This window comes from Nostoc sp. UIC 10890, from assembly GCF_054786515.1.
Genome location: NZ_JBSGKF010000001.1, coordinates 2,175,233 through 2,199,804, shown reverse-complemented (window position 1 = coordinate 2,199,804; position 24,572 = coordinate 2,175,233). Strand labels below are relative to the sequence as shown.

Annotated in this window: 12 protein-coding genes, 2 tRNA genes, 3 rRNA genes and 1 pseudogene; 5 read left to right on the top strand and 13 right to left on the bottom strand. The window is 43.7% G+C overall.

What is annotated here, in order from left to right; genetic code table 11:
* Positions 1–63: 63 nt before the first annotated feature.
* From petJ to ACWATR_RS08600, 3 genes are all read right to left on the bottom strand, one after another.
* On the bottom strand, positions 64–399 hold the full coding sequence (petJ, locus tag ACWATR_RS08610) for a cytochrome c6 PetJ (protein ID WP_181932669.1): 336 nt from the start codon (positions 397–399) through the stop codon (positions 64–66).
* A gap of 382 nt (positions 400–781) precedes the next feature.
* The gene (locus tag ACWATR_RS08605) at positions 782–1,276 is read right to left on the bottom strand and encodes a GNAT family N-acetyltransferase (protein WP_460331414.1); all 495 of its coding nucleotides are present in this window, start codon (positions 1,274–1,276) and stop codon (positions 782–784) included.
* 163 nt (positions 1,277–1,439) lie between these two features.
* Positions 1,440–2,615: an RpoD/SigA family RNA polymerase sigma factor gene (locus ACWATR_RS08600; protein WP_460331412.1), complete on the bottom strand. Its 1,176-nt coding sequence runs from the start codon at positions 2,613–2,615 to the stop codon at positions 1,440–1,442.
* A 996-nt stretch (positions 2,616–3,611) separates the two neighbouring features.
* Between ACWATR_RS08600 and priA the strand changes: the two genes are divergently transcribed.
* Both priA and ACWATR_RS08590 read left to right on the top strand, forming a co-directional pair.
* The gene (priA, locus tag ACWATR_RS08595) at positions 3,612–6,299 is read left to right on the top strand and encodes a primosomal protein N' (protein ID WP_460331410.1); all 2,688 of its coding nucleotides are present in this window, start codon (positions 3,612–3,614) and stop codon (positions 6,297–6,299) included.
* A 911-nt stretch (positions 6,300–7,210) separates the two neighbouring features.
* Positions 7,211–9,781, top strand: coding sequence for a GAF domain-containing protein (locus tag ACWATR_RS08590; protein ID WP_460331408.1), 2,571 nt, complete (start codon positions 7,211–7,213; stop codon positions 9,779–9,781).
* A 115-nt stretch (positions 9,782–9,896) separates the two neighbouring features.
* On the opposite strand, the gene purN is transcribed toward ACWATR_RS08590, so the two are convergent.
* The gene (gene purN, locus ACWATR_RS08585; RefSeq protein WP_460331406.1) at positions 9,897–10,559 is read right to left on the bottom strand and encodes a phosphoribosylglycinamide formyltransferase; all 663 of its coding nucleotides are present in this window, start codon (positions 10,557–10,559) and stop codon (positions 9,897–9,899) included.
* A gap of 345 nt (positions 10,560–10,904) precedes the next feature.
* Here purN and ACWATR_RS08580 point away from each other — a divergent pair, with 345 nt between their 5' ends.
* The gene (locus ACWATR_RS08580) at positions 10,905–11,705 is read left to right on the top strand and encodes a caspase family protein (RefSeq protein ID WP_460331404.1); all 801 of its coding nucleotides are present in this window, start codon (positions 10,905–10,907) and stop codon (positions 11,703–11,705) included.
* Positions 11,706–11,730: 25 nt separating this feature from the next.
* On the opposite strand, the gene ACWATR_RS08575 is transcribed toward ACWATR_RS08580, so the two are convergent.
* The 3 genes from ACWATR_RS08575 to ACWATR_RS08565 form a co-directional block, all read right to left on the bottom strand.
* Positions 11,731–12,429: a class I SAM-dependent methyltransferase gene (locus tag ACWATR_RS08575; protein ID WP_460331402.1), complete on the bottom strand. Its 699-nt coding sequence runs from the start codon at positions 12,427–12,429 to the stop codon at positions 11,731–11,733.
* A 481-nt stretch (positions 12,430–12,910) separates the two neighbouring features.
* Complete coding sequence (locus ACWATR_RS08570) at positions 12,911–13,438, bottom strand: hypothetical protein (RefSeq protein ID WP_460331400.1); 528 nt, start codon at positions 13,436–13,438, stop codon at positions 12,911–12,913.
* Positions 13,439–13,585: 147 nt separating this feature from the next.
* Positions 13,586–14,053: a MarR family winged helix-turn-helix transcriptional regulator gene (locus tag ACWATR_RS08565; protein WP_460331398.1), complete on the bottom strand. Its 468-nt coding sequence runs from the start codon at positions 14,051–14,053 to the stop codon at positions 13,586–13,588.
* Positions 14,054–14,897: 844 nt separating this feature from the next.
* Here ACWATR_RS08565 and ACWATR_RS08560 point away from each other — a divergent pair.
* Together ACWATR_RS08560 and ACWATR_RS08555 are read left to right on the top strand one after the other, a co-directional pair.
* Positions 14,898–15,224, top strand: coding sequence for a hypothetical protein (locus ACWATR_RS08560; protein ID WP_460331396.1), 327 nt, complete (start codon positions 14,898–14,900; stop codon positions 15,222–15,224).
* 88 nt (positions 15,225–15,312) lie between these two features.
* The gene (locus ACWATR_RS08555; RefSeq protein ID WP_460331394.1) at positions 15,313–17,952 is read left to right on the top strand and encodes an MASE1 domain-containing protein; all 2,640 of its coding nucleotides are present in this window, start codon (positions 15,313–15,315) and stop codon (positions 17,950–17,952) included.
* Between the two features lie 161 nt (positions 17,953–18,113).
* Here ACWATR_RS08555 and ACWATR_RS08550 read toward each other — a convergent pair.
* The 6 genes and pseudogenes from ACWATR_RS08550 to ACWATR_RS08525 form a co-directional block, all read right to left on the bottom strand.
* A pseudogene (locus tag ACWATR_RS08550) lies at positions 18,114–18,377 on the bottom strand (IS1634 family transposase); the annotation flags it as partial.
* 778 nt (positions 18,378–19,155) lie between these two features.
* Positions 19,156–19,273 (bottom strand): 5S ribosomal RNA (rrf, locus tag ACWATR_RS08545).
* Between the two features lie 156 nt (positions 19,274–19,429).
* A 23S ribosomal RNA gene (locus ACWATR_RS08540) occupies positions 19,430–22,319 on the bottom strand.
* A 253-nt stretch (positions 22,320–22,572) separates the two neighbouring features.
* Positions 22,573–22,645: transfer RNA gene (locus ACWATR_RS08535), tRNA-Ala, on the bottom strand.
* Positions 22,646–22,733: 88 nt separating this feature from the next.
* Positions 22,734–22,807, bottom strand: a tRNA-Ile gene (locus ACWATR_RS08530).
* Between the two features lie 123 nt (positions 22,808–22,930).
* Positions 22,931–24,419: ribosomal RNA gene (locus ACWATR_RS08525) — 16S ribosomal RNA — on the bottom strand.
* Together the 16S, 23S and 5S rRNA genes with 2 tRNA genes alongside form the textbook arrangement of a ribosomal RNA operon.
* Positions 24,420–24,572: the final 153 nt, after the last annotated feature.

Here is a 24,572-nt window from a genome sequence, read left to right as displayed (position 1 = left end):
AGTAGCAAAATTAGCGGGACAAAAAGCCCCGCTAATTATTAATTCTTGAAGTTAGACTTTAGTCTACTTCCAGCCATTATCTGCTTGTGAAAGCACATAAGCAGTTACATCTTCAATCTGGTTAGCTTTCAAACGACTGCCGAAAGCAGGCATGGCATTTTTACCTTTTGTAACTTGGGCGATAATCGCCTCTGCTGAGTACATACCATACTTTTCTAAAGCGTCCTTCTTCAGGTTCTTCGGAGCTTGAACCAGATTCTTACCTCCCGCATGACAAGAAGCACAATTGGCACTAAATACTTTAGCTCCACTAGCAGCATCTCCTGCCAAAGCTGGACTGCTGAAGGCAAAGGTGAAGATTGCTATGCCTAACAGCATCACTGTAATCATTTTTTTCATTTCGTGTTCTCTCTGCAATAACGGCTTATTCGGTGCAATATCCTCCATAATTGTCAGTTGAGCCGCTGCCATAGTCAAACGACAAGCTGTCAAACTTCGCTTAAAAGTTTTTGGATTTTTAATCTTTGTGGTTTTAGATTTAGGGTTGTTAGCACGGAGCGATATCTAACCACAAGGTGCTTTTTTACAAAACACCAAGCGTAACTTCCTTATTTGCAGAAGTATGAATTGATGCTGATAATTAAAATACAAACTTATGTAAGTTTCAATACTTTATAAACAATAAATATTGAAGAAGAATTCTGTTCTATAAAAATTTAAGGATGAAATATTAAAGATAAAAATTGTCCCGATTTATCCTTTATACTTCATCCTTTGTTTTTTATTTTACAGATCCTAACTGAGTAAGCGCATCTTCTGTGACGCGACAAATTCTCCAATCATCTAATATAGATGCTCCCATACTACGGTAAAATGCTTGGGCTGACTCGTTCCAATCCAAGACACTCCACTCTAACCGCCCACAATCACGTTCTACAGCTATCTGGGCTACTTTAGTCAAGAGAGCTTTACCAATACCTTGCCTACGATATTCTGGTAAAACAAATAAATCTTCCAGATAAATTCCTGGCTTAGTCAAAAATGTTGAATAATTATGAAAAAATAGGGCAAAACCAATAGCTTGATCCCCAGATTCTGCTAAAATTGCCTCTACATATCTCCGTGAACCAAATAAATGCTCCTTAAGTGCCAGAGCATTGCCAGTGATAGCGTGAGATAATTTTTCATACTCAGCAAGCCCTTCAATTAATTTAAACAGTACGCTGCAATCGTCTGCTTGGGCAAAACGCACAATTAAATTGCTACACGAAGTCATTAGTCTATAGTCCATAGTTGATAGTCCATAGTCTATAGGTAACTGTGCAATTTTTTTTGAGTAATGACTAAACGAAAGCCGAAAAAAGGTACAAAACGCCCAGTTTTTACGAATTGCGAAGCTAATTAGGTCAGGTATTGTATCTCTATCTTCATCAATGTAATTAAATTAACCAACCTTTTAAGCGTTTGGCTATGTGAGGACGCCGCAATTTTCGCATGGCTTTGCTTTGAATTTGACGCACCCGTTCACGAGAAAGATTGAACATATTGCCAACTTCTTCTAAGGTACAGGGTTCGCTGGTTGTCAAACCATAGCGCAGAGAAATCACATCTTTCTCCCGTGGAGTTAACACGTCACCCAAGACTTCCCAAATTTCCTGACGCATCATGTTTTCATTCATTTTTGCTTCTGGAGACAGGTTATCTTCATCTTCTAGCAAATCCATCAATTCCGTGTCTTCTTCTTTACCGACGCGGTGGTTAAGAGAAAGTGCTTGACGGCGTAGTTGTTGTAGCTGGCGTAGTTGCTGCACACTAATTTCCAAAGCTTCTGCCATTTCACCTTCGGTAGGATTACGACAGAGTTTTTGTTTGAGTTCTCGTTGTGCTTTTTTTAGCTTGTTAAGCTTTTCAACAATATGAATAGGTAGCCGAATTGTCCGCGCATCGTTAGCTATAGCCCTGGTAATCGCTTGTCTAATCCACCAATAGGCGTAAGTCGAAAACTTATATCCTTTATCGGGATCAAACTTTTCTGTAGCGCGATTTAAACCCATTGCTCCTTCCTGAATTAAATCCAGAAAAGGCACTCCCCGATTTAGATATCGCTTGGCAATAGATACTACTAATCTCAGGTTTGAGCGAATCATTTTGCGTTTCGCTACTCTACCCTGATATAAGCGACTTTCTAATTGCTTTTCCGTCATTTCTAGCTCGGAAGCTACTTCTAATTTACTGGGTTCATGTTCCAGTTTTAACTGTAAAGCCGCTTGTATTTCTCTGAATTCTTCTAGAAATCTGACTCGTCGCGCTAACTCTACTTCTTCATCAGGTTTTAGGAGCGGATAACGCGCCATTTCCTTAAAAAACGCGCCGACAGCATCATCATGTTCGGTTTTATTGTATCCCGAAGGACGAGCTGCCGCCATCTCATCCCCCCCGTCGCGCTCCTCTGATTCCAGATTTTCGACTACAATTGGAGATTCTTCTTCTGCTACTGCATTTAAACTATCAAGTGATGGTTCATCGATATCAGCAGCATTCTCCAATATTTCCATTTTTCCCAATTCAACAATATTCATAGTTTCCTTTAGGGATTGTTGCTTTGTTTGGTACATAATTTAGTGACAGCTACTCGTTTGAGGCTTGGTAGTTTTCCCTAATGGACAATGCACCCGTTTATATAGTGAAATACAGGCTGATGCTAATTTATCTACAGAGATTAGGAGGCAGAAGGCAGCAGGCAGAAGGCAGAAATAACCAACCCTTAAAAGTCCGGGACTTAAGCTGTGAAAGCTTTGTATCTCGCAGCACTTTCCACTCGATACAATTGTTCTTTTTATGGGTTTTATACCCAGAACTAAAGCTTTCATTCATAATTCTTTGCTTCTGCTTTATTCTCTATCCCTCCTGCCTTCTCTTATAAAATTGGCATCTACCTAGCATCTATGGTTACGGTTCTATACAACCTATAACGAAACTGGTCTTAGCACCCAACAAAACTTTGTTCTTAGGCTCCCAACAGATATATTCTTCATTTTTTTCCGAATTATCAAATATGTCAAACCCCCTCAAACTTTCTCAACTTTAACAAACATAAAAATCTCAGCTAACCATCCACATTTCTTAAACTTTCATATATTTTTCTAAATATTTTTAATGTCTTAGGCGTTGGAAGTCACTGGATAAAACAAAAACCTGGTATTAATGTTATGCATTCCCGATTTCAAGTTACCCACATGATACAAATTACAATAATGGCAGCTTAATTTCGGGATGTTCTTATTTGTATAAAAGCATCTCATAAGCAGAAAGGGTTGAATATCTATCGATAGGCGGAAAAAGGCTACTCCCTATTTAGTAGATGAGTAACTGTTGCAGCAAGAGCCGACATGTTTTTATTTGTATATTGGGTACCAAATATTTATTGCACGTCTAGTTGATACGAATTTGTCTAGTAGATTACATAAGAGGAAACTTATCAAGTATTATGAAGGATAACAGTATTGAGAAATACCATTTAAATTTAAGAAAGCAAAAAATTAGAGTTGACTTAGCTAGGTTAATTTAGACCAGGGATGTGAGGAAAATATCTAACTATAAAGTCAGAAACTATGTATATTAATGACGTAAATTTATCTCCTTTAGTGGTATCTGAACCTAGAGAATCATACCAGTCAGGTGCAACTCTTAATCGGTGGGTTGAAGTACTGGTAGACTGTCCAGGAAGTACAGGACTATTTACTTATCGATTGCCAGCCCAGTTAGAAATCAAACCAGGGGATATTTTAAGCGTGCCGTTTGGAGCACAACAATTAGGAGCGATCGCAATTCGGTTACTGACACAATTAAATGTCGATTTACCACCAGAAAAAATCCGGGAAGTAGAAGATATAGTTAGCGTTGGGTTTTTCCCAAGTGCTTATTGGGAATTACTCAATCGAGTTGCTGCATATTACTATACGCCGTTGATTCAAGTAATCCGGGTTGCCCTGCCACCAGGGTTGCTGGGGCGATCGCAGCGGCGCATCCGCGTTGTGAGAGGCGAGGGGGCAGGGGGGAGTCGTTATTTACTGGCATCTTCTGATCCTTTGGCTTTTCTGACTCCAACTGCGCGGCAAGTTTGGGAGCTTTTGCAAGGGCAGCCGGCGGGGGACTATAGTTTTGTCTACCTCCAACAAAAAGTCAAATCTGCTTATCGGGGAATTCGGGAGTTATTGCGATTTGGTTTAGTGGAAAGCTACTTAGAACCGCCACGACTGACTCGACCAAAGTTGCAAAAAGCAGTTACCCTCACAGGTACAATTGATCGAGATTTAACCACTCGCCAACGAGAGATTTTAGAAGTGCTGCGGCGGCGTGGTGGGGAATTGTGGCTAAATGAATTCCTACAGATTTGTAAAACAACTACTCCTACCCTGAAAGGGCTGGAGGAAAAAGGCTACATCGTCATCGAAGAACGAGAAGTATTGCGAACTGAACAAGGCCCAGCTTTAGTAGGCGATAGTGCTAAATCTTTAACTACTGCCCAAGCTAGCGCCTTAGAAACAATTCAGACATTAAATGGATTTGCTCAAGTTTTATTGCATGGGGTGACAGGCTCAGGAAAAACCGAAGTATATTTGCAAGCGATCGCACCTCTCCTCAACCAAGGCAAATCTGCCCTGGTTTTAGTCCCAGAAATCGGACTTACACCCCAGCTAACTGATCGTTTTCGCGCCCGTTTTGGTAATAAAGTCAGCGTTTATCACAGCGCCCTCTCCGACGGTGAACGTTACGACACTTGGCGACAAATGCTCACGGGAGAACCCCAAGTTGTGATTGGTACTCGTAGCGCCGTTTTCGCCCCTTTGCCCAACTTGGGTTTAATTATTTTAGATGAAGAACACGACAGCAGCTTTAAACAAGACTCTCCCATACCCACCTACCACGCCCGCACCGTCGCCCAATGGCGAGCCGAATTAGAAAATTGCCCCCTGGTTTTGGGTTCCGCTACGCCTTCCTTGGAGAGTTGGGTAAGCGTTAGGGGGCAGGGGGCAGGGGAGCAGGGGGGCAGGGGAGCAGGGGAGCAGGGGAGCAGGGGAGCAGGGGAGCAGGGGAGCAGGGGGCAGGGGGCAGAGGGAGAATTCGTAACTCCTAACTCCTCACTCCTCACTCCTAACTCCTCACTCCCAACTCCTAACTCCTCACTCATTACTCATTACTCATTACTCATTACTCATTACTTAAGTTTGCCTGAGCGCGTCAACTCCCGCCCTTTACCGCCGGTGGAAATAGTTGATATGCGGCAAGAATTGCAGCAGGGAAATCGTTCTATATTTAGTAGATCGCTGCAAGCAGCTTTGCAAGAGTTGCAAGAAAGAAAACAACAGGGAATTTTATTTATCCATCGCCGGGGACACAGTACTTTTGTATCTTGCCGCAGTTGTGGATATGTATTGGAATGTCCGCACTGTGATGTTTCGCTGGCGTATCACCACACCGAAGAAAAAGCGCCGGAATTATTGCGGTGTCATTACTGTAACTATGCGCGATCGCATCCTAAATTCTGCCCTGATTGTAGTTCCCCTTACCTGAAATTTTTCGGTAGCGGTACTCAACGAGTCACCCAGGAACTAGCGCGACAGTTCCCAGAGTTGCGCTTGATTCGTTTTGATAGCGATACCACCCGCAACAAAGGCTCACACCGTACCTTACTCACCCAATTTGCCAATGGCGAAGCGGATTTATTAGTCGGTACGCAAATGCTTACCAAAGGTTTGGATTTACCACAGGTGACACTTGTGGGGGTTGTAGCTGCCGATGGATTGCTGAATTTATCAGATTATCGCGCCAGTGAACGGGCATTTCAAACCTTGACTCAAGTCGCTGGACGTGCTGGGAGAGGCGAAGATCCCGGTAGGGTGATTGTGCAGACTTATACTACAGAACATCAGGTAATTGCAGCAGTGCGATCGCACGATTATCAATCTTTCTCTGAAGCTGAGTTAGAACAACGTCAAGCACTCAATTATCCCCCTTATGGGCGGTTAATTTTGTTGCGCTTAAGTAGTCTTGACCCGATTCAAGTGCAAAATACGGCGCAAATTATTGCCACAACCTTGAGTACAGAAGAAGAATTCGAGATATTAGGCCCAGCACCAGCGAGTATTTTACGGGTAGCTAATCGTTATCGCTGGCAAATATTAATTAAATTTGACCCCGATGCTTTACCAAAGTTACCCGATTGGGAAGAAGTGCGATCGCTTTGTCCTTCGTCTGTGAGTTTAACTATTGATGTAGACCCGATTAATATTATGTGATCATAAACTTACGCGATATGCGACTTATTCTTGAAACCACTCTCTAAACCTCTGCCCGAAAGGTCGATAGGCTTTGATTAATGAACCATAAATCAAATGCTTGTAAATACTCGATTTCAAACATCTGGTTGTTATACTTTTAGCTAATCGGCATTTAAGTTGCATAAAAGCAGGGCTGAAGCCCTTACTACAAGCGAATCATTCTGGAAAAATGAATGATGATTAGCTTAGTTAAGTAAACTACAGCAAACGGATAAATATAACACCTAATCTCTTTCTTGCGAGGGAAGAAAAGAAGTAAGATTTGTGCTAAGAAAAATTAACAATATGTTTTTGCGTTGCTTCTCTCTATTTCTTACAGGAGAAGCTAGTTACGAGAAATCTGTAGAACTGTTGTTAAAAAAGAAAAATTGTTTGACTATCTTGCCAAAAAACCGTAACACCTGATGAGAGAATAAGACACTACAACAAAGCGATCGCTATTTAATTGTTAACAAGCCTGTTGAAACAATTCGCACTCTTGCTAACGCCCCGCTCCGCTAACGCAATTCGCAATGACGCTCTCTACGAGACGCTAAAAGCGTAGCTTGCTTCTCTGAAAGAGTACGCGGACTCGCTATCGCTACGCTAACGCAATTACGTTTTGCGTTAGCGAGTCTGCGAGCGTCCGGGGATTTAGACCCCGACCCAAAACGGGCTGCCTGTCTTGCTGGGGACTTCAACCCCCAAAGTTCGTTAATCAGTCCTAATTTTTTGAGTTCAAAGAGAAAAAAAGCCTTATTGAGTACAAAGTAGAAGGTTAGTGCTTTAAAATACTCCCGAAAGTCAGTCTTTATTGAATAAGTTTTGTGTAGAATTTGTTGGTGAGGTTATTTACCTGATTTTCAATTGCAGCAATCCAGGTTTCATTTATGAGTCAGTCTTTTTCTCAAAACCAAGCAAGACGAAATCGTAAACAAAGACTGTGGCAACAAAAGTGGAGTTTAAAGACTAAAGCGATTGTTTGGGCACTAAGCATCAGTGTCCTTCCTGTGGTTGCAATTGGAACAGTTACTTACTACTACGGCATTAATTTAATTACCAAACAAATTCCGCAAGTAAGACTTGAGAGTGCAAAAAGTTCAACCGAAACAGAACTTGCTCTACAGAGACAATTATCACTCCTGTTAACTGGTATGGGAGTAACAGCAATTTTGGCAGGTGCGATCGCTGTTTTTGTGACTAATCGAGTTATAAGTCGAGTCAGCAAGGCAGCTGCAATCTCTAATATCATCAAAACAAAGCTACGTCCAAATAGCGAGTTTACTGAAGTTTTCATCGCTAGCCAAGATGAATTAGTGATGTTAGAAAGAAACATCACCTTATTCACAGACCTGCTTTCGGTTTTGGTACAAGAGAAAGAAGCCGAAGCTGATTACTCCCAGCTATTGATAAAAATTACCCGCTGGATTCGAGAATCATTCAATGAAGAAGATGTTCTTAAAACTACCTCAGAAGAAATTCGCAGAGCTTTAAGCATTGATCGCGTCACCATTTTTTGCTTCAACTCCAACTGTAATGGAACCTTTATCACCGAATCAGTAGCACCTGGCTTACCGAAAATCTTAGGGGTTACAGTCTCTAATCCTGGATTAGAGGTAGGGTATGTAGAAAAATACCAGAGTGGTAGCATCCGTGCTATTGATGATATCCATAAAGCCGATCTCAGTGATAGTGATATTGAATTGCTGGAACAATTTGCAGTTAAATCTCATTTAGTAGCACCCATTCTCAAAGGTAAGCAGCTATTTGGTTTATTGATTGCACATCAGTGTTCTAGACTTCGCTTTTGGCAGCAGTCTGAAATTGATTTGTTCGCTCAGATAGCCATGCAAGTAGGATTTGCCCTTGACTACACCAAACTTCTAGAACAGGTAGATACCAAAGCAGATAAAGCTCAGTTATTCATAGAAATTACCCGCAGCATTCGCCAATCCCTCAACGAAGAGGATGTCCTCAAAACCACTGTGGAAGAGGTTCGGAAAGTACTGAGTACTGATCGAGTGCTGGTTTATAGCCTTAACACTGATTTGTCTGGAATTATCATTGCCGAATCAGTGGTTCCAGGTTATCCCAAAGTTTTGCGGTCTGAAATCCAAGACGTATGTTTCGGTCAGGGTTATGTAGAAAAGTATCAATCTGGTCGCGTTGTAGCCACAAACAATATTTATGAGTCCGGTTTGGCTGATTGTCATATTAACCTGCTCGAATCCTTTGCTGTCAAAGCAAATTTGGTCGCCCCTATTCTCAAAGATGAACAGCTATTTGGCTTGTTAATTGCCCATCAATGCTCCAGACCCCGTGATTGGCAACAGCCTGAGATTGATTTATTTTCCCAGATAGCAATGCAAGTAGGATTTGCTCTTGACCATGCCAGATTGTTGCAACGAATCGAGGCTGAAGGTGTACAAAGTCGGTTACTGGCAGATACTATCGGCAGCATTCGCCAATCGCTCAATGAAGAGGATGTCCTCAAAATCACCGTAGACGAGGTTCGTAAGGTACTGAGTACTGACCGAGTGATGATTTATAGCTTTAATGCTAATTGGTCTGGAACTGTGATTGCCGAATCAGTTGTTCTCACCTACCCAAAAGTTTTGCGAGCTGAAATCCAAGACCCATGTTTTGGTCAAGGCTATGTAGAAGAGTATCAGTCTGGTCGGGTTCTTGCAATCAACAACATTTATGCAGCCGGTTTGGCTGATTGTCACATTAGCTTACTCGAATCCTTTGCTGTCAAAGCAAATTTAGTTGCCCCCATTCTTAAAGATGAGCAGCTATTTGGCTTGTTAATTGCACATCAGTGTTCCAGACCTCGTGATTGGCAACAATCTGAGATTGATTTATTTGGCCAAATAGCCATGCAAGTAGGATTTGCTCTAGATCATGCCAGACTCCTGCAAAGAATCGAAGCCGAAAGGATGCGAAGTCAGTTGCTAGTGGATATTATCCGCAAGATTCGCCAATCGCTTAACGAAGAGGATATCATCAAAACCACTGTGGAAGAGGTTCGCAAAGCACTAAGTACTGACCGAGTGCTGGTTTATAGTTTTTACGCTAATTGGTTCGGAATTATCATTGCCGAATCAGTGGTTTCAGGCTATCCCAAAGTTTTGCGGTCTAAAATCCACGATCCCTGTTTTACTCAAGGCTATGTAGAAAAGTACCAGTCTGGTCGCGTTGTTGCAATCAACAACATTTATGAGTCTGATTTGGCTGATTGTCACATTAACTTACTCGAATCCTTTGCTGTCAAAGCAAATTTAGTAGCACCCATTATCAAAGATGAGCAGCTATTTGGCTTATTAATTGCACATCAGTGTTCTGAACCCCGTGATTGGCAACAGCCTGAGATTGATTTATTTGCCCAGATAGCGATGCAAGTAGGATTTACTCTCGATCATGCTAGGCTCCTACAAGCGCATCAAGCTACTGAAGCATAGCTTTGTGAGAGACTATGCAGTTTTGCATTTTTAATTCGCAATTGGGTTTTGGGTAAAGGGAAAAGCTTTTGTATTTTACCCTTCCCCTTTAACCTTTACCCTTTCCCCCTCTTTTTCATATAAGGCTGACTGTAGCTTTTGACGAAGAAGCTGCCAGAGCGATCGCTAATGGTAAAATTCGATGTTCCTGAATTTGAATCCTGGCGTGGAGTGTTTCTGCTGTATCATCCGGCAATACTGGTACTGCGGCTTGCATCAATATTGGGCCACTGTCCATTTCTAAACAAGCGATATGCGCTGTACAACCAGTGATTTTTACCCCAGATGCTAAGGCTTGTTCTACAGCATGGATTCCCTTGAAACTAGGCAACAAACTAGGATGGATATTAATAATTTTGTCAGGAAAGGCATCCATGAAAACTGATGTTAACAATCGCATCCAACCAGCCAAAATCACCCATTCCACATCGTAGTGCCGTAATGTCTGCACAATTTTCTCATCAAATTCTTCTCGGCTTTGATAGTTGCGGTGATTTAATAAAACAGCTTCTACACCTCTATTAGTTGCTCTTACAGCTGCTTTCGCCGAGGGGTTATTGTAAATTAAAACTTGAATTTGGGCATTTAGCTGTCCATCTTGGATAGCTTGAGCAACTACATCAAAATTGCTGCCATTCCCAGAAGCCATAATTCCCAGTTTTAAAGGGGCGACTTGTTGGCATACATCGCTAATGCTGGGAGAAACCAAGCTAAGGGCAGAATCAGGGCGGAGGGTCATAACAGCTAAGAGGGAAAATTATAGATGCCAAAAAAATATACTAAATCGTGGTTGGATAATGATACAGTAGCCGCCTAGATTTTTATGACATAAATAGGTAGAATTTGATTCTTTGAATTAGCAATGTATTCTTCGATCTTGCGATGTCTAGGACGGGCTACGCCTACGCTTGATGAAGTTAGAGAGACGCGATAAATCGCCGTCTCTACAGGGAATTTACCCGTAAATTAGTTCTTGACAGACTACTATTCCGGTTGATAGAGATGATATTCTAAAGCTTGGTATAAGGGAAACAAGACAGAGATTAAAGCCGCATCAGATTTGATCGCAGCATAGGTGAGTTAAATGGCGAAGGTAGCATTGCTGATTGGGGTCAGTGAGTATGAGCCAGGGCTGAATCCTTTGCCCAGTGCAGTTAGAGATGTGGAAGCAGTGTGCGAGGTACTGCTGCATCCAGAGATGGGCGGATTTGCTGCATCAGATATTACCCTGCTAAAAAATCCAGAGCGACAAGTTGTAGAAATTGCGATCGAAACGCTATTCTCTGGACGGCACAAGGATGATTTGCTACTACTGTACTTTTCAGGACACGGCATCAAAGACGATCGCGGTAGGCTGTATCTAGCGACTCGCAACACCAGTAAGACGCAGCAGGGCGAATTGATTCGCTCAACGTCGGTGTCTGCCAATTTTATTCACGATCGCATGAGCGAAAGCCGTTCCCGGCGGCAGGTGGTAATCCTAGATAGCTGCTTTAGTGGCGCGTTTGCTGAGGGGATGTCCGCCAAAGATGACGGCATGATTGACATCCGGGAGCAGTTAGGCGGTGAAGGACGAGCAGTGTTGACTTCTTCTACTTCGACTCAATATTCCTTTGAGGAGGAAGGGCAAGATTTATCGATTTACACTCGTTTTTTGGTTGAAGGTATCAAGTCGGGAGAAGCCGATCGCGATCAAGATGAGTTTATCTCCATTGATGAACTCCATGAATACGCCAGTCAGAAGGTGCGAGAACTTCAACCTGCGATGAAGCCGGAAATCTATGCAATTCGAGAAGGCTTTAAAATTCGACTGGCAAAGGTGGCTCCGGGCGATCCCAGACAGCGATATCGTAAAGAGGTAGCGCGATCTGACTTTTCCCGTTAAGTCTCTTTTGCAAGCTGCGATTCGATTACTTTGCTAAAACCAATAGCGAGAATCTTCCAAGAATCCTTACAGCTAAATCCTGATTAATGGAGAACAACAATTTTCTTGGTACGTTTAGTAAACTGCTTTTCCATCCACCATGATTCGGAAGTTCCAAGCAAGGACACGTATAGAAATAATCCAATACTTCGTACCCTGTATCTTTTAGGGTTGCTAGTGCAGTTTCCTTAGTAAAATAATGGATATGCCCATACAAAAGCCTATCTTTCAATATAGGAGAACTGCGTAAAACAGTTTGCACTGACAAATCTAGAGGGATATGGAATAGTTTGTATTTTCCCTTCTCTTTTAGTTTCCGTAAGAAACCAAAATATTCCTCTACGTGTTCAAATACATCAATGGCCATCACCAAATCAAATATTGCTTCTTTCTCATTCAGCAAATCCTTCAAAAAAAAATGAAGTTTTTTATCGCTTTTAGTCTTACATATTTCAAATGCATTAGGGGATATTTCATATCCATAAAAGCTTGTTTTATCACTAAATTCAGTTTGCAGAGAATTCAATATTTCGCCAGCCCCACATCCAATTTCACATATTGTTAATAGATTCAGATTATTTCTCTTGATTATCTTGGCTATTTGCTTGGCTTTCCACGGCGAATCTTCTTCATGCCAGGTTGGGTGATTTTGAAGGTATGTACCATCTTCATAAATAGTATTCATAGCTTTGTATTGCCATAGGCAACATTTATTACAACGAACTATTACCACAGAAAAAACTATCAAATCGCAGTTAGTAATAAAAATTCAAGTAGCATGATGTTAGCCCTCTTTTATCAGCCTTGGAAAAATTAACGAATTTTCGGCGTTTTAGCCAACGAAAAATTAAGGTTTTACCCCAGAGTGATGGAAGAGCGTTAGAGAACTCCACAAAAAAATGATCCATTGAAGAAGGCAGTTCTTGCTGGAGGCAGAGGGCAGAAGGTTCAATTTAGAAGGGGATTCAATACCGTACTTAATTGGGGCCACAAAACAAGAAAATTTGGTGGGGGTCTTAAACCCAAATTCGGTTTGGTCACGGGCAGAGAGCAGAAAACAGTATTCCAACTGAGCCTCCTGCCTTTTGCCCTCTGCCTTCTTGATAAAGCGTACAATTTTCTTAAAAGCGCCTCCAGAACATAGTTATGCTGCCAGAACTGACCAACTAATCTGCAATGGCTTGTTTTTTCTCTTTCATTGGTCGCCTTCCCCAAGGCTTTAGAACCGAGATTCCAATGATGAGAACAAGAAAGAGAACTTGAATTAAAGTTCCAGTCAACACTCCTCTAGCGTCAAACGAATAGATTGGATTATCAAACGCTTGTAACCCTTCTTGTGCCGAGATATCTTCTGCAAAATTTCCCCAAGGAAATAGCCAGAAGGTGCCAAATACAACCAATCCAGTCGTCAAAATCCACTTCGCAATAACCCAGTAGAACTTGGTGAATCCATAGTTGGTTGTCCAGCAAAGAAACGTTGCCGTAATGACTGAACCAATCGCTGAGGGAATTACAATATAGTCATCAAGCAAATTAATTGCTGAGTTAAGCGCATAGAGGGCATCTGCGTTAGTAGCCTTCGTGTTCCTCAGTGACAGAAGAAACATACTTAAGACGGTTCCTGTCCAAAGTGCAGCAAACCCGATGTGTGCGGACAGCAACCAATTTTTCAGTTTGACACTCAGTTTTGGCATTTTTCCTCCTGGATTTATGCGTCCAACTCCGATCTGTACAAATCGAAGCCTGCGTTCGTTTAGATTGTGTGCGGGAAATACTTAATATATTGATAGTTAATATATTAAGTATTTGCCATTAGGTCAACCTCGAAAGTCTGAAATCCTTTAAAGAAAGTTGTGGACGATTTGATCTAATATTTTCAAGGCGGCTGAAAGTTCTACCTCTGATATGCCTTCAGTTGCCTTGTTGATTGTCTGTGCGCCTACAGACGGTAGGACTTTCATGAAATGCCTTCCTTCGTCGGTGAGCCAGATTCGGACAATACGGCGATCGTCAGGATCGCGCTCTCGATAAACGAGGTTACGATCTTCCATCCGATCCACAACTCCAGTTAGCGTTGCGCCCAATTGCTTGAGCTTGTCAGCAATTCCAGATGTTGAAAGACCATCCTCTTCCCACAAACAGCACAAGACAAGGTAGTGAAATGGAGTCAGTCCGTAGGGTTCTAGCCGCTCTAGGAAATCCCGATACATCAACTGGGATACCAGTTTGACTTTATACCCTAAGTTGTAAGGTGCTAGGGCATATCGCCACTGAGTAAGAAAATCAGCATTTGGGGATGAGTTGGACATTTCACAAAGTTGATTGCTGAGGCAGATAGTTAACTTATTAACTATTTTATAAAGTTCATCTCGTTAAAAGCCTCAGAATGGGGTATGGCCCGCCACCAAAACAAAAAAACCTTGTTTTTGTTGGGTAGGCATGGAGGAATTGAGAATGGGGAATGGGGCGATCGCGTTCCTTTATATTACTTATGTAGTATTAAAGTAGTTTAAATTGCTCCAAGTGATTTGAAAATTACTCAAATCCATTTTTGACTGTCAAAAACTTTCCGCCAAAGATGGCGTACTGTGCGTCAAAAAAAGATGGATTCCAAGGCTTATGCACTCTAAAGCGTGTTTAATAACTCGTTGGCAAATATGGGGATAAATCGGGTGACTTTTGGGAATTATTGGGAATTATTGAGCTAATGAGAATTTGGTGACTGGAAGATGTTGAAGAGGTAAAAAAATCAGGGATGAATTTGAATTTGCGTTCTGTAGGATTGGGATATATTGAGTTTAATTGGTGAGAATTGGTGAAAATCGAGAATTTGGGCGATTTTCGGTGTCATGCACAAAACAGCAAAATCAAAGCACAATTGTAATCTTTCACAAGATTTATTTACAAAGGCTGAAAGTATTACGGTATAGGCGTTTTAGCCTTTTAGGAATAATTCTTAACAAGGGGTCAAAAACGGGGTAAATTTTTGTAGATTTAATGTTGAATCTTGGTTCTCTTTCCAGGGGAATGCTCAAGGCTTACTTCGTTAGATATCAAAGAGATTAACCGTAATTCCCGCAGGTTGTGTCAACCTAATCCAAGATAAAATCAGGAGCGGGAAAAATGAAATTGATGATGAGCCAGGGGTAAGCTATGGAAGTCAAAAGCGAAGTCACAATAAAATTTAGTGGCTCACTGCCTGATGCTAAACCAGCAGAGAATAAAAAAGTTGCAATCGAGTTGACTGATCAGAACGGCATAGTCTTTACCGCTCAAGTTAATGCAAAAAGTTGGCGGAAGGCTGAAACTAGCGCCTCGGAATTCGCAGACTGGGCTGGGGCTGTATCCGGCAAGCTTGGCCAACGAACAGAAAACGGCTTTGAGATCATTGACGCAGGAATCCAACTTTTTGAGAAAAAAGCGAAGGAGGTAAAACCAGAGGTAGGGGTTACTGTATCTGAAGCTGGCGCTTCTTCATAGACAGATTTTCTGTCGCGTTTCGGTTTTCTTTAAAAGCGATCGCAATAATATGGTTAGTGTTTTCAATACACCTTGATGGGAGCAACGGATGATAGACTCCAGGAAAATTGCCACCATGCGTCGATGGGTGATGATTTCACTGTTGGGCTTACTTGCCCTGATCATCGGTCATGGGATGGCATTGATTTACCGCATTCAGCCTGGAGTCTCGCTGTGGTTCCCCCCATCAGGGGTAGCGATCGCCTTAACTTTTTGGTTTGGCCCTTTTGGTATTATTCTCACCGGACTAGCATCTTTTTTGATGTCCCCGGCTTGGGGGTTTCATGGTTGGGAGCGATTAAGTGCTTTGGCGGATATGATAGAACCTCTAGTTGGCTGGTTGCTTTACCGTCGTTTTTGGAGAGGTTCTCGAACACTAAATACCCTCAAAGATGCTGCCGTTTTTATTGTCAGTGTACCTCTGATTGCCAGTGCTACCTTAGCGATCATTGGTAACTTAACTTTTTTCGCAATAGGTAAAATGCCTATTAGCAGCTTAAGTACTAATACTCCGCATTGGTGGTTAGGCAATGCAATGGGAGTCATGGCTATTGCACCTACTGCCTTGTTAGTCATCACCCCTTATCTCCAGTCTCAGGGCTGGTTATTAAGTGCTGAACCATTAAACTCTTCATTAGACCCGTCCATTTTTCCACGTTCTCGTCGCTTTCTACTAGAATTCAGCACTATAATACTGCTTTGTGTAGTAATAGCAACCATCACTGTTGCCGAAACTAATCAGAATGGCTTTAGATTTCAGCAATTATCTTTTTTGAGTTTTGTGCCTGTAATTTGGGCAGCAACTCGCTTTGGTGTCACCTGTGGGATGTTAACCTCCAGTTTTTGCGTACTGGTGACGTTGTTTTCCTATCTAGTTGCATACCCCAGCGCTATATCCTTGTCCACGTTTCCCTTAGAGGCGGAAGTACTGTACGTTCACAAGTTTAGTTTATTGGTACAGTGTATTGTTAGTTTATTAGTGGGCATTGCCATTACAGAACGGTCAAAAATTCAAGTAGAGTTAGCAGTAGAAAGAGTCAGACTGGGGGAATATCAGTCCCGTGCTGAATTATCAGAACAACTTATCCAACTCAATAAATCACTGGCGCAAACCAATACTTCCTTAGAAGAATCCTACCAAGAAAAAGATGAATTACTCAAGCGCGAACAAGCTCTCCGCAGTCGTTTGAGTAATATTTTGTCAAGCATGACTGATGCTTTTATTGCCGTGAATCGAAATTGGGAGATTACCTATGCTAATCACCAAGCGGCAAAAATTCATAATTTAGCACCAGCAGACTTGATTGGTAAAAACTATTGGTCACAGTGGACTGGGACTAGAGGTACAGAGTTTGAGCGAGAATATCAGCGATCGCTCAAAGAAAATATCCCTGTTCATTTTCACGTATTATACGCACCGTGGGATATGTGGTTAGAAATTCACGCCTACCCTGCTGAAGATGGACTGGGGATATTTTTTAGAGATATCACTGAACGCAAACATGTAGAACAAGAACGTGAATATATGCTCATGCGTGAGCAGATTGCTAGAAGTGAAGCAGAAAAAGCCAATCGTTTAAAAGATGAATTTTTAGCAGTTCTTTCCCATGAATTGCGTACTCCCCTGAACCCAATTTTGGGTTGGGCAACGCTGCTGAAAAAGAATAATTTGGAAGAAGCTAAAAAAATACGGGGAATAGAAACTATTGAGCGCAATGCTAAATTACAAATTCAACTAATTGATGACTTATTAGATGTCTCCCGCATCCAACAGGGGAAAATGGCTTTAAATATGCAGCCTGTGAATTTAGCTAATACTATTAAAGAAGCCAAAGAAACTGTAAGACTAGCAATTGAAGCTAAGAACATTAGTCTGGAAACTGTACTAGACCATAACATCGGCATGGTTGCAGGTGATGCAGGTCGTTTACAGCAAATTATCTGGAACCTGCTTTCTAATGCTGTTAAATTCACTCCCTCAGCCGGAAAGATAAAAATCATATTAGAACAAGTTAATAGCTATGCCCAAGTTCAAGTTCAAGATAATGGTAGAGGCATTAGCCCAGAATTTCTCCCCTATGTATTTGATTATTTCCGTCAAGCAGATGGCACAACCACAAGACAATTTGGAGGGCTAGGTTTAGGGCTAGCTATTGTTAAGCATCTGATAGAATTACATGGTGGTACTGTGAAAGTAGACAGTGCAGGAGAAGGCATGGGGGCAACATTTACAGTCAGATTACCATTCATGCCTGATAGTCCCCAAATAATACCAAAAATCCGACAATCCAATAATGCTTTAAGTTTGCCAGGGTTGCATATATTAGTGGTAGATGATGATGTAGATACAGGTGAATTTCTCACCTACATATTGGCACAATCTGGAGCAAAAGTGACATCGGTTACATCAGCAGGTGAGGCTTTAGAAATCTTAGCCAAAACTCAAGTAGATTTACTATTGAGTGATATTGGTATGCCAGGAATAGATGGTTATATGCTGATGCGATTAATTCGAGCTATGCCGTTAGAAAAAGGAGGTAAAATCCCAGCGATCGCACTCACAGCTTATGCTGGAGAAATTAACCAAAAACAAGCATTAGCTGCCGGATTCCAAATGCACTTAGTTAAACCTGTAGAAACAGAGAGATTATTTCAAGCAATATCAGAAGTTTTAGCTAAATGTCTATAGGGTTATCGGCATTCCTGAAGATACCCACGGGGGGAACTGGTATACAGGTTAGGTGAACGCTGAGAAATGAGTCGAGCTTGATGTTACCCAAACAGGTGATAACTCTTATACTACCAGGATTACATCTTCACCAATATTGAAACCCATATTCCGCAGGTTAGTTAAGAAAGAAGATAATATTTTCGACAAGGGGCACCAAAGAACTGGAGAATCCATAGCCTTTCCGGGTTTAAGTTGGAAATTTGCTTGATTTGCTCAACTGTAACCAAATGAATCGACATAAAACATTGAAACACCCAGCGCAAGGTAGGAGTAGAAGTCGGTTTACCCAATTGATTATCAATAGTTTTTTTCGCCCGTTCCAATGCTTGGCGTAGAGCTTTTTGACCCAGACTATAAACAAGCAGACATAAACCCATAACTGTAACGACCTGCAATACTAATCGCTCAAACCTGCAATCAAGACATTTACAAACGGGGGTAAATGAGCATCCGTTCCGAAACTTACGCTAAGGACTTGATGAGCCACTTTCAATACTGCGATCGCTAGGATTAAAACTGTACCAATTGAAGTCTCTGAAATTTAGAAGCCTCAAAGCCTTGTTGTGCCGTACTAAATCGCTGCACCAAATAAATTATAGGTTAATTGGTTCTTGGCAACTTTTGGTGATGATGAAAGGTTACGCGCCTTAAGGCAGAGGGCAGAGGGCAGAAGGAAGAAAGAAGAAAACTCCATAAATCATTGCGTTGCAAGGGTTACAGAATATATGCATCACAATCTTGTCTTGAAATGAGATTTGAACCTTTGTCACCGGTTCCACGATGACAGACAAAATCTTTAAAACCCTTCTGCCTTAAAGCGCGTAACCTGTCATCATCACCAAAAGTTGCCAAGAACCTTAATGTGGTTTCAAAAATGGCTTGTTTGCAGTTTTAACGATTTATGTTTGCAGTTCGCTACACCTATACAGTAACCGGGGCATTGAATTTATGAAGCCCCATGTAAATTTCTGGCGTGAGCTAAAGCTGCTCTCTTGTCAAAACTTGAGAGCAGTAAAAGTATTCTCAATCAGTAACAACATCAGCAGTTGCTGAAACTTTCCGAACTACCGCTGCATATAATTGTCAAAATATTAAGCCATCTTATCAGCTAAACAACAAGCCTTTCTAACTACATTTAGAAAGGCTTGTTGTAAAAATAGAACCTGGCATCGAGCTATTTTTGCGTAGGGCTACCCCTAAACTATCGTGGCCGCAGCAGCGTTTCACCTCTGAGTTCGGGAAGGGTTCAGTGTGGTTCCACCGCGCAATAGACACCAGGAAAACTTGGAGAGTTATGAGTTAGGAGTGAGAAGTTAGAAATAAAAGAGTTTATTCATTGATAACTCTTAACTCCTAACTTTTAACTCCTAACTACTTCAAAACCCTGAAGACTGCAAGTAACGCGAATTATTAATAAGTAGAGCAAATGAGTTGTGAGGTCAAGCCCTCGGTCTGTTAGCACGGCTCGGCTACATACATTACTGCACTTCCACCTACCGCCTAAGAACGGGTGTTCTGCCCGTGACCTTACCCACTTATTGTGGTGAGAGCACTCATCTTGAGGTGGGCTTCCCACTTAGATGCTTTCAGCGGTTATCCGCTCCGCACTTGGCTACCCAGCGTTTACCGTTGGCACGATAACTGGTACACCAGCGGTGCGTTCCTCCCGGTCCTCTCGTACTAAGGAGGACTCCTCTCAATGCTCTTACGCCTGCACCGGATATGGACCGAACTGTCTCACGACGTTCTGAACCCAGCTCACGTACCGCTTTAATGGGCGAACAGCCCAACCCTTGGGACGTACTTCCGCCCCAGGTTGCGATGAGCCGACATCGAGGTGCCAAACCTCCCCGTCGATGTGGACTCTTGGGGGAGATCAGCCTGTTATCCCTAGAGTAACTTTTATCCGTTGAGCGACGGCCATTCCACTCTGCGCCGTCGGATCACTAAGGCCTACTTTCGTACCTGCTCGACTTGTCAGTCTTGCAGTCAAGCTCCCTTTATGCCTTTACACTCGTCGCACGGTTTCCAAGCGTGCTGAGGGAACCTTTGCGCGCCTCCGTTACCTTTTAGGAGGCGACCGCCCCAGTCAAACTGCCCACCTGAAACTGTTCCCTGACCGGATAACGGTCATGGGTTAGAATTCTAGCTTCGCCAGAGTGGTATCTCACCGTTGGCTCCATATTCCCCACAAGGAATACTTCATCGCCTCCCACCTATCCTGCGCAAGCCAAGCCCGAACACAATTCCAGGCTACAGTAAAGCTTCATAGGGTCTTTCTGTCCAGGTGCAGGCAGTCCGTATCTTCACAGACATTCCTATTTCGCCGAGTCTCTCTCTGAGACACCATCCAGATCGTTACGCCTTTCGTGCGGGTCGGAACTTACCCGACAAGGAATTTCGCTACCTTAGGACCGTTATAGTTACGGCCGCCGTTCACCGGGGCTTCGGTCGCTAGCTTCAAGGTTTCCCCCTGACCAACTTCCTTAACCTTCCGGCACTGGGCAGGCGTCAGCCCCCATACTGCGTCGATTTGACTTTGCGGAGACCTGTGTTTTTGGTAAACAGTCGCCTGGATCTCTTCACTGCGACCCACGTCTTAGGTGGGCACCCCTTCTTCCGAAGTTACGGGGCCATTTTGCCGAGTTCCTTAGAGAGAGTTATCTCGCGCCCCTTGGTATTCTCAACCTCCCTACCTGTGTCGGTTTCGGGTACAGGTAACTGTAAGTTAACGTGTTTAGAGCTTTTCTTGGAAGCTAGACTATGCCACTTCCCCACCGTAGTGGGTCGTACTCACGCCTCAACTCGAAACGTTTTCGCCGTCTCTCAACATCTTGACGCTTGAACCGGTAACCAACATCCGGCTGACAATTATCTTCTCCGTCCCTCTGCACAACCTACAATCAGTACGGGAATTTTAACCCGTTGTCCATCGACTACGCCGTTCGGCCTCGCCTTAGGTCCTGACTAACCCTCCGGGGACGAACCTGGCGGAGGAAACCTTAGGGTTTCGGGGTATTGGATTCTCACCAATATTTGCGCTACTCAAGCCGACATTCTCACTTCCGTTTCGTCCACAGCTGCTTGCCGCTACTGCTTCTACCTACGACGGAACGCTCCCCTACCGATTAACATAAGTTAATCCCACAGCTTCGGTACATCGCTTAGCCCCGTTCATTTTCGGCGCGAGAGCGCTTGACTAGTGAGCTATTACGCACTCTTTCAAGGGTGGCTGCTTCTAGGCAAACCTCCTAGTTGTCTGTGCACTCTCACCTCCTTTATCACTTAGCGATGATTTGGGGACCTTAGCTGGTGGTCTGGGCTGTTTCCCTCTTGACAATGAAGCTTATCCCCCACTGTCTCACTGGCAATGTGTGCTCTGGGTATTCAGAGTTTGTCTCGATTTGGTACCGGTCTCCCAGCCCGCACCGAAACAGTGCTTTACCCCCCAGATATAATCATTACCGCTGCGCCTAAACACATTTCGGGGAGAACCAGCTAGCTCCTGGTTCGATTGGCATTTCACCCCTAACCACAACTCATCCGCTGATTTTTCAACATCAGTCGGTGCGGACCTCCACTTGGTGTTACCCAAGCTTCATCCTGGCCATGGTTAGATCACCAGGGTTCGGGTCTATAAACACTGATTATCGCCCTTTTCAGACTCGGTTTCCCTTTGGCTCCAGCATTCTCGCTTTAACCTACCAGTGCCTATAAGTCGCCGGCTCATTCTTCAACAGGCACGCGGTCAGACTTTAAATAGTCCTCCCACTGCTTGTAAGCTAACGGTTTCATGTTCTATTTCACTCCCCTTCCGGGGTTCTTTTCACCTTTCCCTCGCGGTACTGGTTCACTATCGGTCACACAGTAGTATTTAGCCTTACGAGGTGGTCCTCGCTGATTCACATGGGATTCCTCGTGCCCCATGCTACTCGGGATTCAGCTACTATCCTTTGACTTTCGACTACAGGACTTTCACCTTCTTTGGTGCAGTATTTAGCTGCTTCGTCTAGCCTCTAGATTCGATCTCGCTGTCCCACTACCCCAATCGGTAAACCAATTGGTTTAGGCTCTTCCCCTTTCGCTCACCACTACTCAGGGAATCTCTGTTTTGATTTCTCTTCCTCCAGCTACTAAGATGTTTCAATTCGCTGGGTTGGCTCTCTCCTGCCTATATATTCAGCAGGTAGTATTAAGGGTTGCCCCATTCGGAAATCTCCGGATCTAAGTTTGCTTCCAACTCCCCGGAGCATATCGTCGGTAACCACGTCCTTCATCGCCTCTGTGTGCCTAGGTATCCACCGTTAGCCCTTATTAACTTGACCACTCAAACATTTGCTGTTCTACAATTTTGCATTCACAAATAGTTAGTCCTGCTTACCTCATCACTTTGCACTGATTTCACTCAGCACTCAGCACTCAGCACTCAGCACTCTCAATGTCTGTGTCTGCCTGCTAATTTCGCGTTACTATGCAGTTTTCAAGGTTCTGGCTGAGAACTAACTCAGCAGTCTGACTTAACATTAAGTCATGTTGCTGATTTCTCACTAGCTTTTCTGTTTTGGCAATCGCCACAGGTGGAGGTTAGCGGACTCGAACCGCTGACATCCTGCTTGCAAAGCAGGCGCTCTACCAACTGAGCTAAACCCCCAGATACAATTAAAAATTGATAATTTTAAATTAAAAATTGAATTTTCTTCATTTTTAATTTCTAATTTTACATTTTTAATTGATTCAGGTGGGCCATCCTGGACTCGAACCAGGGACCTCACCCTTATCAGGGGTGCGCTCTAACCACCTGAGCTAATAGCCCATATCGAACCAAATCATAGTTTGAAAGCTTTCAACAAATGTCTGCGACCGACCTAGGTTAGACCAACTTACTATCTATATAGCTGTATGCTTTTCGATATGTAAGGGGTATAGGTCTCCCTAAAAAGGAGGTGATCCAGCCACACCTTCCGGTACGGCTACCTTGTTACGACTTCACCCCAGTCACCAGTCCTGCCTTAGGCATCCTCCCCCCCGAAAGGTTGGAGTAATGACTTCGGGCACTACCAGCTTCCATGGTGTGACGGGCGGTGTGTACAAGGCCCGGGAACGAATTCACTGCAGTATGCTGACCTGCAATTACTAGCGATTCCTCCTTCACGCAGGCGAGTTGCAGCCTGCGATCTGAACTGAGCTCCGGTTTACGGGATTTGCTTGCATTCGCATGCTTGCTGCCCTCTGTCCGGAGCATTGTAGTACGTGTGTAGCCCAAGGCGTAAGGGGCATGCTGACTTGACGTCATCCCCACCTTCCTCCGGTTTGTCACCGGCAGTCTCTCTAGAGTGCCCAACTTAATGCTGGCAACTAAAAACGAGGGTTGCGCTCGTTGCGGGACTTAACCCAACATCTCACGACACGAGCTGACGACAGCCATGCACCACCTGTGTTCGCGCTCCCGAAGGCACTCCCAGCTTTCACCAGGATTCGCGACATGTCAAGCCTTGGTAAGGTTCTTCGCGTTGCATCGAATTAAACCACATACTCCACCGCTTGTGCGGGCCCCCGTCAATTCCTTTGAGTTTCACCGTTGCCGGCGTACTCCCCAGGCGGGATACTTAACGCGTTAGCTACGGCACGGCTCGGGTCGATACAAGCCACGCCTAGTATCCATCGTTTACGGCTAGGACTACTGGGGTATCTAATCCCATTCGCTCCCCTAGCTTTCGTCCCTCAGTGTCAGTTGCGGCCTAGCAGAGCGCCTTCGCCACCGGTGTTCTTCCTGATCTCTACGCATTTCACCGCTACACCAGGAATTCCCTCTGCCCCGAACGCACTCTAGCCATGTAGTTTCCACTGCTCTTATCTAGTTGAGCTAGACTCTTTAACAGCAGACTTACATAGCCACCTGCGGACGCTTTACGCCCAATCATTCCGGATAACGCTTGCATCCTCCGTATTACCGCGGCTGCTGGCACGGAGTTAGCCGATGCTTATTCCTCAGGTACCGTCATTGTGTTCTTCCCTGAGAAAAGAGGTTTACGACCCAAGAGCCTTCCTCCCTCACGCGGTATTGCTCCGTCAGGCTTTCGCCCATTGCGGAAAATTCCCCACTGCTGCCTCCCGTAGGAGTCTGGGCCGTGTCTCAGTCCCAGTGTGGCTGATCGTCCTCTCAGACCAGCTACTGATCGTCGCCTAGGTAGTCCTTTACACTACCTACTAGCTAATCAGACGCGAGCTCATCTTCAGGCAGTTAACCTTTCACCTTGCGGCACATCCGGTATTAGCCACCGTTTCCAGTGGTTGTCCCAGACCTGAAGGCAGATTCTCACGCGTTACTCACCCGTCCGCCACTAAATCCGAAGATTTCGTTCGACTTGCATGTGTTAAGCATACCGCCAGCGTTCATCCTGAGCCAGGATCAAACTCTCCGTTTTGTATTGGAAAGCTCTATAGCTCAATTAGCTGCTCTTTTAAAACTTCAGCTTAGTTCTCTTTATTTGCTTGACGCAGGCCACTTGTTGTATAATGGCTTTCAAACTATAATATTTTCAAGGTTCGGCGTCCTTCAGGCGTCGCTTTTTCGCGCT

Excerpts from the sequence above, each read along its gene's own strand:
- petJ (WP_181932669.1), bottom strand. The coding sequence starts at position 399 with ATGAAAAAAATGATTACAGTGATGCTGTTAGGCATAGCAATCTTCACC.
- ACWATR_RS08605 (WP_460331414.1), bottom strand. The coding sequence starts at position 1,276 with ATGACTTCGTGTAGCAATTTAATTGTGCGTTTTGCCCAAGCAGACGAT.
- ACWATR_RS08600 (WP_460331412.1), bottom strand. The coding sequence starts at position 2,615 with ATGTACCAAACAAAGCAACAATCCCTAAAGGAAACTATGAATATTGTT.
- priA (WP_460331410.1), top strand. The coding sequence starts at position 3,612 with ATGTATATTAATGACGTAAATTTATCTCCTTTAGTGGTATCTGAACCT.
- ACWATR_RS08590 (WP_460331408.1), top strand. The coding sequence starts at position 7,211 with ATGAGTCAGTCTTTTTCTCAAAACCAAGCAAGACGAAATCGTAAACAA.
- purN (WP_460331406.1), bottom strand. The coding sequence starts at position 10,559 with ATGACCCTCCGCCCTGATTCTGCCCTTAGCTTGGTTTCTCCCAGCATT.
- ACWATR_RS08580 (WP_460331404.1), top strand. The coding sequence starts at position 10,905 with ATGGCGAAGGTAGCATTGCTGATTGGGGTCAGTGAGTATGAGCCAGGG.
- ACWATR_RS08575 (WP_460331402.1), bottom strand. The coding sequence starts at position 12,429 with ATGAATACTATTTATGAAGATGGTACATACCTTCAAAATCACCCAACC.
- ACWATR_RS08570 (WP_460331400.1), bottom strand. The coding sequence starts at position 13,438 with ATGCCAAAACTGAGTGTCAAACTGAAAAATTGGTTGCTGTCCGCACAC.
- ACWATR_RS08565 (WP_460331398.1), bottom strand. The coding sequence starts at position 14,053 with ATGTCCAACTCATCCCCAAATGCTGATTTTCTTACTCAGTGGCGATAT.
- ACWATR_RS08560 (WP_460331396.1), top strand. The coding sequence starts at position 14,898 with ATGGAAGTCAAAAGCGAAGTCACAATAAAATTTAGTGGCTCACTGCCT.
- ACWATR_RS08555 (WP_460331394.1), top strand. The coding sequence starts at position 15,313 with ATGATAGACTCCAGGAAAATTGCCACCATGCGTCGATGGGTGATGATT.